The sequence below is a fragment of the Polynucleobacter sp. genome (genome assembly GCF_040400325.1).
Taxonomy (GTDB): Bacteria; Pseudomonadota; Gammaproteobacteria; order Burkholderiales; family Burkholderiaceae; genus Polynucleobacter.
The window spans coordinates 104,210-115,946 of record NZ_JBBAQK010000002.1 but is presented as its reverse complement, the minus strand read 5'-3'; the positions used below and the strand labels follow the sequence as shown (position 1 = coordinate 115,946).

The 11,737-nt window shown below is 45.6% G+C and carries 13 protein-coding genes; all 13 read right to left on the bottom strand.

Annotated features, from left to right (window positions below):
• Position 1: 1 nt before the first annotated feature.
• From ABWP14_RS03310 to ABWP14_RS03250, 13 genes are read right to left on the bottom strand one after another with little or no spacing between them, the layout of a single operon-like run.
• A complete protein-coding gene (locus ABWP14_RS03310) occupies positions 2–568 on the bottom strand; it encodes a CvpA family protein (RefSeq protein WP_353201557.1) in 567 nt (188 codons plus the stop codon).
• The gene (locus tag ABWP14_RS03305; RefSeq protein WP_353201556.1) at positions 568–1,353 is read right to left on the bottom strand and encodes an SPOR domain-containing protein; all 786 of its coding nucleotides are present in this window, start codon (positions 1,351–1,353) and stop codon (positions 568–570) included. Before ABWP14_RS03305 ends, ABWP14_RS03310 begins: the two co-directional genes overlap by 1 nt.
• A 3-nt stretch (positions 1,354–1,356) precedes the next feature.
• Complete coding sequence (gene folC, locus ABWP14_RS03300; RefSeq protein ID WP_502930134.1) at positions 1,357–2,682, bottom strand: bifunctional tetrahydrofolate synthase/dihydrofolate synthase; 1,326 nt, start codon at positions 2,680–2,682, stop codon at positions 1,357–1,359.
• A gap of 4 nt (positions 2,683–2,686) precedes the next feature.
• Positions 2,687–3,574, bottom strand: coding sequence for an acetyl-CoA carboxylase, carboxyltransferase subunit beta (gene accD, locus ABWP14_RS03295; RefSeq protein WP_353201555.1), 888 nt, complete (start codon positions 3,572–3,574; stop codon positions 2,687–2,689).
• 6 nt (positions 3,575–3,580) lie between these two features.
• Positions 3,581–4,378: a tryptophan synthase subunit alpha gene (gene trpA, locus ABWP14_RS03290; protein WP_353201554.1), complete on the bottom strand. Its 798-nt coding sequence runs from the start codon at positions 4,376–4,378 to the stop codon at positions 3,581–3,583.
• Between the two features lie 42 nt (positions 4,379–4,420).
• On the bottom strand, positions 4,421–5,614 hold the full coding sequence (gene trpB, locus ABWP14_RS03285) for a tryptophan synthase subunit beta (protein ID WP_353201553.1): 1,194 nt from the start codon (positions 5,612–5,614) through the stop codon (positions 4,421–4,423).
• A 30-nt stretch (positions 5,615–5,644) separates the two neighbouring features.
• Positions 5,645–6,322: a phosphoribosylanthranilate isomerase gene (locus ABWP14_RS03280; RefSeq protein WP_353201552.1), complete on the bottom strand. Its 678-nt coding sequence runs from the start codon at positions 6,320–6,322 to the stop codon at positions 5,645–5,647.
• A 27-nt stretch (positions 6,323–6,349) separates the two neighbouring features.
• Positions 6,350–7,180 (bottom strand): tRNA pseudouridine(38-40) synthase TruA, encoded by an 831-nt coding sequence (truA, locus tag ABWP14_RS03275; protein ID WP_353201551.1) that lies wholly within the window; start codon positions 7,178–7,180, stop codon positions 6,350–6,352.
• An 11-nt stretch (positions 7,181–7,191) separates the two neighbouring features.
• Positions 7,192–8,544 (bottom strand): FimV/HubP family polar landmark protein, encoded by a 1,353-nt coding sequence (locus ABWP14_RS03270; RefSeq protein ID WP_353201550.1) that lies wholly within the window; start codon positions 8,542–8,544, stop codon positions 7,192–7,194.
• On the bottom strand, positions 8,544–9,701 hold the full coding sequence (asd, locus tag ABWP14_RS03265; protein ID WP_353201549.1) for an aspartate-semialdehyde dehydrogenase: 1,158 nt from the start codon (positions 9,699–9,701) through the stop codon (positions 8,544–8,546). Before asd ends, ABWP14_RS03270 begins: the two co-directional genes overlap by 1 nt.
• Positions 9,702–9,734: 33 nt before the next feature.
• Entirely contained in the window at positions 9,735–10,805 is a 1,071-nt protein-coding gene (leuB, locus tag ABWP14_RS03260) for a 3-isopropylmalate dehydrogenase (protein ID WP_353201548.1), read from the bottom strand.
• A 23-nt stretch (positions 10,806–10,828) separates the two neighbouring features.
• Positions 10,829–11,476, bottom strand: coding sequence for a 3-isopropylmalate dehydratase small subunit (gene leuD / locus ABWP14_RS03255; RefSeq protein ID WP_353201547.1), 648 nt, complete (start codon positions 11,474–11,476; stop codon positions 10,829–10,831).
• A gap of 32 nt (positions 11,477–11,508) precedes the next feature.
• On the bottom strand, positions 11,509–11,727 hold the full coding sequence (locus tag ABWP14_RS03250) for a hypothetical protein (protein ID WP_353201546.1): 219 nt from the start codon (positions 11,725–11,727) through the stop codon (positions 11,509–11,511).
• Between the last annotated feature and the right edge of the window lie 10 nt (positions 11,728–11,737).

Genomic DNA, 11,737 nt, shown 5'->3' with positions numbered 1-11,737 from the left:
TCTAGGTCCCTATCAATAATTGAGGTGTGATGGTTGGGGTCACCTTAGGCATTGCATCACCTAATTGTTTAGCCCAATCTGGGGGCAACCAACTTTTAATTAAACCAGTAGCCATATCGATAGCTGGGCGGGTAATCGCTTTTTGCCATGCGACACTTTGAGGTATTGGGGTTAATGCTGCTAAGGTAGCCAAAACTATCACAATTAATCCGCCACGCATTAAACCAAAAATTAATCCTAAGAAACGATCCGTCAAACTTAAGCCTGCAGACAGAATAATTTTTTGTATTACCCCACCAAACAAACCACAAGCGATCAAAGTCAAGATAAATAGAATCAGGAAACTAACGCCTAGACTCAACAGTTCATCTAAATGAAATGTTGAAAGCCACTCTGTAGATAGATAATCGCTATAGTGATAGGCAACCCAAGCAGCTACAAGCCAAGAGGCTAATGCCAGGACTTCTTTAAATAGGCCACGTGAGATTCCAATTAAAGCCGATACAATTAAAACCACTAGGGTGAAATAATCCACCGGTGTAAATTTGAGGGTGGATAAGTATTCCATTACTGCTTACCAGTTTCGACAAGTCTTGGAGTAAGACCCATCGCCTTAATTTTTTTCTCAGCTGCCTCTGCCTCATCTTTATCGGCGTAAGGACCGGCACGGAGCACGTATAACTTAGTACCATCAGGAGCATTTCTATTTAAAACATAATTTGGAATTTTTTGCTCTTTTAATTTGGTAATCCATCCTTTGGCTCGCTCCTCAGAAGCAAAAGCACCTATTTGAATCACAAACTTTCCAGATCCATTAGCGGCTGGGACTGAAGATGGAGTTGAATTTGTTGTAGTACCTACCACCTCTTCTCCAGACGCTAAGCCTAAGGCACCAGATTTAGGTGGAACTGGATTGGCAGTCTTGGCTTCAGTCTTAGCTTCTGTTTTCACTTCCGACTTCAATTCAGCTTTCGATTCAGAAACGCCTTGTTTGGCTGATGTCTCTGGGGAAGTGTCAGCCTTTGGATTCTCACTAGGCTTTGTAATAGCAGAAGGGATTGGCAAACTGGTAACAATATTGACAGCAATATCGTTAGTAACAGCTTTAGGCTTGTTATCTAAGATCCGTGGCAAACCAACAACGGCAATCAGCACTAAAACGGCAGCACCAATCAAGCGGTGACGAGCACGTTGCTGCTCCGGGTCCTCAGTTAAAGCCAGTTCTTCTGCTTCTGCTGCACGTTGAAAACTGCGTGGTGCTGGTTTATTGGCGGTGCGCCGACCCCTCAATGAACCTAGATCAGGGTCATTAGCCTGTGTTTTTCGCTTAAAAAGCTTCGGTAAACGAATCATGGATCAATGCGCCTGGTTGTTTCGATAAGCCATTACGCCCGCAACAGTATAGAAGGATCCGAAGGTCACTATTCTATCACCCTCACCAGCTTGAGATAGGGCTTTTTGATACGCTGCAGCAGGTGTGGAGAAGCACTCAATTCCGCCATCTGTCCCATTTTTAGGCTTAACACCCAGTTGCTCAAGCTTTTGAGCTAGATCTTTGGCGCTGGCAGCCCGTTTTGTAGGTAAATCGGTTACGAGCCAGAAGTCGACAATTTCCAATAGGGGTTTGATGACCCCCTCAATATCTTTATCAGCCATAGCACCAAAAACAGCATAGGTAAAAGGGTGGTACCCCATCCTCTCCAGACCTTGACCTAAGGTTGCTGCAGCATGAGGATTGTGAGCCACATCGAGCACTACTGTAGGTTGCCCCGGTAAGACTTGAAACCGTCCTGGCAGTTCGACTAAAGCAAAGCCATTGCGAATATCTTGCGCGCTCACTGGTAAGCGTTCATGTAAAGCCATTAAGGCGGCAATCACGGCGGAGGCATTTAAGATTTGATTAGCGCCCCGCAACGCTGGATAGCCAAGGCCACTGAAACGTTTTTGACGACCGGCCCAGCCCCATTGCTGTTTATCACCTTGAAAATTGTAGTCGCGGCCTTGCAACCAAAGGTCACAGCCTAACTGTTCAGCATAATCTATGAGGGTTTGTGGAGGCATTGGGTCGCCACAAACCGCAATATGCCCCGGACGAAATATGCCAGCCTTTTCAAATGCAATCAGCTCTCGAGTCCCGCCTAAAAAATCTGCATGATCAATATCAATACTAGTCACAATAGCGCAGTCAGCATCAATAATATTAACGGCATCCAAGCGTCCGCCCATACCAACCTCTAGAACCACTACATCTAAATGAGACTCAGAAAATAAATGCATGATGGCTAAGGTAGTGAATTCAAAATACGTTAAGGTTGGCGCATCTACCAAACTCACTCTGGCATTCTCTACTGCAGCAAAATGTTCTAGCAAAAGATCATCGCTTACATCGGCCCCATTAATACGGGCACGTTCATTAAATTTAAGTAAATGTGGTGAGGTATGACAAGCTACTCGATAACCAGAAGCCAAGAAAATACTCTCGAGAAAGGCACATGTGGAGCCTTTTCCGTTGGTGCCTGCTACCGTAATCACTGGGCAGTCGAAATGTAAACCAAGAGCGACTTTAACGCGATTAATGCGCTCTAAACCCATATCGATTCCAACTGGGTGTGCAGACTCAAGGTGGCTTAGCCAGGCCTCAAGGCTAGAAAATAAAACGGGGATTTGGTGTGCTGTAGTCAAGCGCTTAAACAGCTGCGCTACCCGCGATCGCAGGTTCTGGATGTTTTTGCAATAAGGCTAATAAGCGAGCAATTTCAGCGCGCATCTGACGGCGATCAACAATCATATCGATCCCACCCTTTTGCATCAAAAACTCTGAACGTTGAAAACCTTCAGGCAATTTTTCACGAACCGTTTGTTCAATCACGCGCGGTCCTGCAAAACCGATCAAAGCCTTTGGCTCGGCCATTACTACATCGCCCATAAAAGCAAAGCTTGCTGAAATACCACCCATCGTTGGATCAGTCAGGACGCTAATGTAAGGCAAACCTTTTTTTGACAACAGCGTCAACATCGAGTTTGTCTTTGCCATCTGAAATAGAGATAGCAGTGACTCCTGCATACGCGCACCACCAGTAGCGGTGATGCAGATAAAGGGACATTTCTTATGGATCGCTTCTTGTACCCCACGAGAGAAACGCTCACCAACGACAGAGCCCATTGAGCCGCCCATGTATTGAAACTCAAAACAAGCCGTTACAACAGGATTACCTTCAATTTTTCCACCCATCGCAATCAATGCTTCCGACTCACCCGAAGCATCATTTGCTTCTTTAATACGATCGGGATATTTCTTTGAATCTTTAAATTTCAAAGGATCGATTGGGTAAATATCTGCGCCGATTTCGTAACGCCCTTTTTCATCCAAAAGACTATCTAAACGTTGTCGCGCACCAATACGCATATGGTGACTACATTTTGGACAAACAGAAAGATTGGCCTCAAGATCTGTGCTGTAGAGTACCGTTGCACAGTCTGGACACTTTACCCACAATCCCTCTGGAACCGATTTACGGTTGACCGGATCGGTGTGTTGAATTTGGGGTGGGAGTAATTTATCAATCCAGCTCATGAGTATTTAGCTATCTAAGGCGTCGCGAATTTCACGAATGAAGGTTTCCAGTGATTGTACCGCCTGGCCTGGGGGTGCATCCTCTAAGATGCGAATAATTCGACTACCAATCACCACTGCATCAGCACTAGTAGATATCGCTTTAGCGCTGGCTGCATCACTAATACCAAACCCTACCGCTATGGGAATCGGGGTTTCTTCACGAATTTTAGGGATGATGCTGGCAACATCTTGAGTATTGAGATGAGATGCGCCAGTTACGCCACGCATGGAGACGTAGTAAATATAACCAGAAGCAATTTTGGCAGCCTCTTTAATACGCTCATGAGATGAAGTGGGCGCCAATAAAAAAATGGGGTCAATACCTGCTGCGCGCATCCGTCCAGCAAAATCAACACATTCCTCTGGCGGATAATCGACTACGAGTACACCATCAACGCCCGCTGCTTTTGCTTCAGTAGCAAATCGATCTGCACCCATTTGCTCTACAGGATTTGCATAACCCATCAAAACAACCGGAGTCATCGCATCTTTTTTACGAAACTCCTTCACCATCTCCAAACAGCTGCGTAAAGTGACGCCCTTAGCCAATGCTCGCTCAGACGATCTCTGAATCACTGGACCATCAGCCATAGGGTCAGAAAAAGGGACGCCTAACTCGATGACATTCGAGCCACCCCGTACTAATGCATGCATCAACTCAACTGTCAATTGAGGATCAGGATCACCAGCAGTGATAAAGGGAATCAGCCCTTTTTTTCCAGAAGCCTTTAACTCTTGAAAGAGTGCGGTAATTTTTGACATAAAGTTTTCTTGTTGTTCTATTCTGATGATGCTGATCTATTACTAACCTTCTGATCCTGTCGCCATAGCAACTGTATGCATGTCCTTATCACCACGGCCAGATAAATTCACCAAAATAGTTTTATCTTTAGGTAAAGTCTTGGCGAGTTTGCAAGCATAGGCAATAGCGTGAGCAGACTCTAGGGCTGGAATAATGCCTTCAATTTGACAGCAATCGTGAAAAGCTTTTAACGCCTCTTCATCAGTAATGGCAACGTAATCAGCCCGACCTGAATCCTTTAACCACGAATGCTCTGGGCCAACTCCTGGATAATCCATACCTGCAGATACAGAATGCGTTTCAGAAATCTGGCCGTTCTCATCTTGCAATAAATAGGTGCGGTTGCCATGTAATACACCAGGCTTTCCAACGCACAATGCTGCTGAGTGCAATCCACTACCAAGTCCATGCCCAGCTGCCTCAACACCAATAAGCTTGACCTCTGGAAAATCGATGTAGGGATAAAAAATACCCATTGCATTAGAGCCGCCGCCCACGCAAGCCATCACATAATCTGGTTGACGACCTATCATTTCAGGCATCTGTACTTTGCACTCTTCACCAATCACACTCTGAAAATCTCGTACCATCATCGGATAAGGATGAGGTCCTGCAACAGTGCCAATGATGTAAAAGGTATTTTCAACATTAGTCACCCAATCACGCATCGCTTCATTGAGCGCATCTTTTAAAGTTTTAGTGCCTGATTCAACGGGTACCACTTTAGCGCCCAGCAACTTCATACGAAAAACGTTTTGCGCCTGACGTGCGACATCCACTGAACCTTGATATACGGTGCAATCTAAACCAAAACGAGCACAGATGGTTGCCGTTGCAACGCCGTGCTGACCTGCTCCTGTTTCTGCAATGATGCGAGGTTTACCCATACGCTTGGCAAGCATTGCTTGGCCAATAACGTTATTGATCTTGTGAGCACCAGTGTGATTGAGATCTTCACGCTTCAAATAGATCTGAGCGCCACCGAGCATCTCACTCCAGCGCTTAGCGTGGTAGACGGGTGACGGCCTACCGACAAAATGCTTTAGTTCGTAATGAAACTCTTCAACGAACTCTGGATCATATTGATACTTTGCATAGGCTTCTTTTAATTCATCTAAGGCATACATCAAGGTCTCAGAAACAAATACTCCACCATATGGACCAAAGTGTCCTCGTGAATCTGGCTTATCGTACATAGCAACCTCTTTTGATTTATTTACAGCAAATTATTGGGATGATGATTTCGTATCTGCCGCACGCACTGCTTTTACAAACTCAGTCATGAGTGCAGGATCCTTGACACCCTTGCTGATTTCTACGCCACTAGAGACGTCAACCGCGCAGGGATGCAGGCGTGCAATTGCCTCGCCCACGTTGTGCGTGTTCAATCCACCACTCAAAACGACCCGACGCGCGTTTTCGCTTACCCATGTCTGTGGAATTCCTTGCCAATCAAAAGGAACGCCTCCTCCGCCGTAACCCTCAACTAAGGCATCCAGCAGAAAAGCGTTTGCATCCTTGTATTGTAAGGAAAAATCATCAAAAGCGAACTGGGCCCCAACCCGAGCGGCCTTCATCCAAGGATGCCCAGATGCCAGCTCCTGGCAGCGCAGCAGGGTCTCATCCCCATGAAACTGCCATAAAGTGATGGGCGCAATGGCCTTGATAGCAGCAAATTCCGCATCTGTGGCATTGACTAATAGCCCTACAGCATCTATGCCGGCAGGAAGTCTAGAAATCAGCTGGGCAGCCATATGTGGGGTCACAGCCCGTGGGCTGGGTGGATAAAACACAAACCCAACCGCATCAACACCTGCAGCAACAGCTGCATCGATATCTGCTGGAGTTCGTAATCCGCAAATTTTGACCCGAGTATGGCCCGGTGAAGAAGTAAGTAAGCCCATCTATGAATAATAAGGCCTGAAGCTCGATTACGCCCCAGTCAGCTTCGCTGGCATCCAAGAATTTTGAAGCCATGGACCTGGAATACCGAATTCTTCTGGGTAGGCAATTTTCGCCAAATAAAGACCATCTGCCATAAATGTAGGCGCCGCCGTGTTTCTATCCTTTGCAGCCAAGACCTCGCCCATCCACTCTGGAGGTCTTTTGCCTGTTCCAATCAATAAAAAACTTCCAACGATATTACGTACCATGTGATGCAAAAAAGCATTACCTCGAATACGGAAATACAACCAAGGCTCTTGGGAAAGAATCTCGATTGAATAGATTGTTTTGACTGGGGTTTTACTTTGACATTCCGAAGCACGAAAGGAAGTGAAATCATGTTTGCCAATCAAATAGTGTGTCGCTGCTCTTAAAGCCTCAATATCAAACCAGCTCTGGGGAGGTAAAAGTAGATAACCGGCTCGAGAATCGACCATTGGCGAACGACAAGGGCCAGCATGTAACGCATATATATAAGTGCGCTCATATGCAGAAAAACGTGCACTAAATTCCTCTGGAACTGGTTTAGCCCAATTGACCACAATCGATTTTGGCAAAAAGGAATTAATACCCCTCACCCAAGAAAAATCCTCACGCTCTACTGGCGTATCAAAATGCACTACTTGACCAAGGGCATGAACTCCAGTATCTGTTCGTCCAGCAGTGATAGTTTGAATCGGCAAGGCTACGCTCGATTTATCTCCAACAAAGGCCGTAATGGCGCTCTCAAGGACATCTTGAACGGTATTGCCATTGAGCTGTGATTGCCAGCCAGAGTAAGGGCTACCATCGTATTGAAGACCTAGGGCGATACGCATAAAGAAATACCTTAGACCTTACGCTGAGTAAGTTCCGATAGCAATCCTTGCGCCTCAATCGTAATCGCTGGGTCAACAGAATTACTCACACGCAAAATTTCTTCAAGGGATTTCTTAGCGGCTGAAAAATCTTCGATGGTGATATAGGCACGGGCGAGATTTAGCTTCACCCTCAAGGCATCCAAGAGTGGATTGAAAGTCTGCTCGGTAGGCTTTGACAAGTCAAGATCGATACTAGCCAATATTGCTTTAGCACGCTCTGGCATTCCCTGCGGGACATTTGGCTCTTTTCTCTCTGGAATGCCTCCTGGCTCAATAAAATTCATCTTCTCTGAACGACGGGCGTTACGAGCTAATGCCCAAAGCACTAAACCGATCAAGACCATCAGACCAATAGCTAAAATGGCAGGGCCCAATCCACCAAGTCCAAAGTTATTGTCGACTGCTTTCTTTTCCTTCGTTTTTTCCAGCAGGCGCTGTAAGTCTGCAATATTCTTTTCTAATTCGGCTACCCGTGATTTGGCTTGGTCAAGCGCCTTTTCTTGCGCGACCAATTCCTCAGAGAAACGTTTTTCTTCGTCACCACTATCAGCACTAGAGCCAATCTTCAGACGATCTTTTTGGGGTGATTCATCGGATGTGGAAGAACCACCTTTTGAACTGGCATCTGCCTTTGCTTCACCTGTCTTAGACTCGCGCCATTGCTCATTAGCCTCCGCTACAAACTGATTTGCTTCAGCAGGACTAATTGAGCGCAGCAAAGCTTGACTTGGCTTATTCAACTCAGCCCCAGCAGCTAAGCGATTAATGCTACCGCTTGCAAAAGCATCTGGATTTGCTTTAAACAACGCCATCATTGTTTGATCTAAAGTGGCACCATCTAGCTGAGGCGCCATCAATGCAGCAATTTCAGAAAGTGTTTGTCCAGGCTTGACCAGTACTTTCTGAACATCGCCCAATAGTAAGGTATACGTTTTAGTTAGCCTACCGCTCGACCAATTCAGATTGATTAGCAAATCTAAAAAGGGATCATCGCCAATAGGAACTGGATTGACTGTCTCTACCAAAACCATTAATCGCTCTTGACGATTGCGATACACCATCACCTGGGGATTGAGCTCTAATATCTTTTGTGATATACCTAAGCGTTCAAACACCTCCTTTGGAGGCATCGCTGCTTCTAGGCTAGGTAGAACAGCCTCTTCATCGGCAGCAAGCCGAATCGGAATTTCAACCCGGAGTGGCTCACCTGATTTAGAAAGTAATTGTGGCGAGCCTAAAGAAAGTGCCCAAGCAGAGCAAGACCAACTAAGCCAGACAAAACAAAGTGCCTTAATAACGCTATGTTGACTTGAACGTATCATTAATGTTCAAGCAAAATTCTGAGCATACGACGTAATGGCTCTGCAGCACCCCATAAGAGTTGATCACCAACAGTAAATGCACCTAAATATTCAGGGCCCATTGCCAATTTATGCAAACGCCCAATAGGCACTCTCAAAGTGCCGCTGACTGCGGCTGGAGATAAATCAAGCTCAGTAGCTTCACGATCATTAGGAACTACTTTGACCCACTGATTGTCATTGGCAAGAATGGCTTCAATTTCCTTTAAGGGAACATCCTTTTTCAGCTTCACTGTCAAACCTTGAGAGTGACAACGCATTGAACCAACACGGACGCATAAACCATCAACGGGAATGCTGCCTGGCGAGCGAAATCCAGGACGCCCGAGAATCTTATTGAACTCAGATCCACCCTTCCACTCCTCTTTAGTTTGACCGTGCTCTACAGGGACATCAATCCAAGGAATTAAGCTGCCAGCCAAGGCTGTATTACGAAAATTCTTCTTCGGAAAATCAGACGAACGTAATGCTTCAGTCACCTTGCGATCAATATCTAAAATCCATGAAAATGGATCTGCCAACTCAGTTGCTACGCTATCATGCAAAGCCCCCATTTGCAGGAGTAATTCACGCATATTTTGGGCGCCAGCACCAGAAGCCGCTTGGTAAGTCATAGCGCTGATCCATTCCACCAAGTCCGCTTTTACTAAGCCGCCCATTGCCATCATCATCAAGCTCACAGTGCAATTAGCGCCGATCCAATTCTTTCCACCTGCAGCCAAAGCTTTATTAATCACAGGTCGGTTTATTGGGTCTAAGACTAATATCGCCTCATCCTTCATGCGCAATGCACTAGCAGCATCAATCCAATGGCCACTCCAAGCTGCAGCGCGCAGTTTTGGAAAAACCTCATTGGTGTAATCGCCACCTTGACACGTTAAAACAATATCGCAACGCGACAAGGCTTTAATGTCATTTGCATCTTGTAATGTACTTTCGCTCTTGGTCACTTTTTGACCATTTAGCAAGGGCACCTGTCCGCCCGCCTGACTAGTACTAAAAAATACGGGCTCGATGAGGTCAAAATCTTTTTCAGCCAACATTCTATCCATCAGCACGCTACCTACCATGCCGCGCCAGCCGACTAAGCCTACTAAAGGAGTTTTTGTATTTGCCATGATGATTAACTATTGATTAAATATTCTTTATTACTAAGACAGGGCCGCCACTACAGCATCACCCATTTGAACAGTAGAAACTTTTTGAGTTCCATCGGTATAGATATCAGCAGTTCGTAAGCCTTGTGCCAACACTTTTTGGACTGCCTTTTCTATCCGATCGGCTTCTGCAGGCATTCCTAAGGAATAACGCAACATCATCGCAGCAGACAAAATCGTAGCCAATGGATTAGCAATGCCTTTGCCAGCAATATCTGGTGCAGACCCATGGCTTGGCTCATATAGGCCTTTATTGTTCTTATCTAAAGATGCTGAGGGCAGCATCCCAATAGAGCCTGTCAACATAGCAGCCTCATCAGAAAGAATGTCGCCAAAAAGATTGCCAGTCACTACTACGTCAAATGCTTTTGGAGCTTTAACCAATTGCATTGCTGCATTATCGACATACATATGTGACAACTCCACATCTGGGTAGTCTTTCGCAACTTCAATCATGACTTCCCGCCATAGTTGTGAAGTCTCTAGTACGTTGGCCTTGTCAACACTGCAGACCTTCTTGCCACGCTTACGTGCTGCTTCAAATGCCACTCGACCAATGCGCTCTACTTCAGGCTCACTGTAGTGCATAGTGTCAAAGCACTCGCGTGCGCCTTTAAATAATGGCAACTCTGAACTACGAATACCCCGAGGTTGGCCAAAATAAATGTCCCCATTGAGCTCGCGCACAATCAAAATATCTAAACCGCCAATAATTTCTGGCTTCAAACTAGATGCTGATGTTAATTCTGGATAGCAAATAGCTGGTCTAAAGTTTGCAAAGAGCTCTAAGTGTTTACGCAAACCTAAAATGGCTTGCTCTGGGCGATGCTCCCGTGGAAGGGTGTCATATTTCCAGTCGCCTACTGCACCAAACAAAATCGCATCTGATTTTTTGGCTAACTCTAAAGTTGCCGGCGGCAATGGATGTCCCGCAATATCATAAGCAGCGCCTCCAACGGGGGCTTCTTCCATATCAAACTTTGGACCGAGTGCTGTTAGTGCACGAACGGCTTGAGCAATGATTTCCGGGCCGATTCCGTCGCCCGGTAGAACTGCAATTTTCATGAAAGGCCTTTAACTCTACAAAATTACGGCAATTGAGTCGTAAGCCAAGGCATTTTTAGGATGCGCTCAGCTTCATAAGCCTTGATTTTATCTGCATGGCGCAGAGTTAAGCCAATATCGTCCAAGCCATTGACTAAGCAGTACTTTCTGAAGGGGGCCACCTCAAAGCTATAGGCTTTCCCATCAGGGGCAACCACCTGCTGAGCCTCTAGATCAATGGTGAGCTGATATCCATTAAAAGCGATTGTTTCATTAAAAAGATGATCCACCTGCTGCTCTGTCAACACAATCGGTAGCAGGCCATTCTTAAAGCAGTTATTGAAAAAGATATCTGCAAAGCTAGGAGCAATAATTGCTCTGAAACCATATTGATCTAAGGCCCAAGGAGCATGCTCACGAGAACTGCCGCAACCAAAATTCTTACGTGCTAGCAAAATACCTGCACCCTTATAGCGTGCTTGGTTAAGGATAAAGTCAGGATTAATGGGTCTAGTACTACATTCTTGACCTGGTTCGCCATGATCAAGATAACGCCATTCGTCAAAAAGATTTTGACCAAAGCCAGTCTTCTTAATCGACTTTAAAAATTGCTTAGGAATGATTGCGTCAGTGTCTACGTTCTCGCGGTTAAGCGGAGCGACTAAACCTTTATAAACCGTAAATTTTTCCATAATGCTTTTAACTCATAATGAACGCTATTGATTTACTTTACAGGGGTGACAATGACATCCTTACCCTGAGTCTGAGATTGGGGTGGAGCTTGAGTTTTTTGGGTAGAACTCGAGCCGCCCATAGATTTACCCATCGTTTGTAAATCTTTACCCATGCCTTCCATAGTGCTACTGCAAGCCGAAATAAATAAGCCCATAAGGCCAACTAGAGCTAAACGAGTAATCAAGGAAATACTAGAAAGTTTGCGCACAGTAATACTC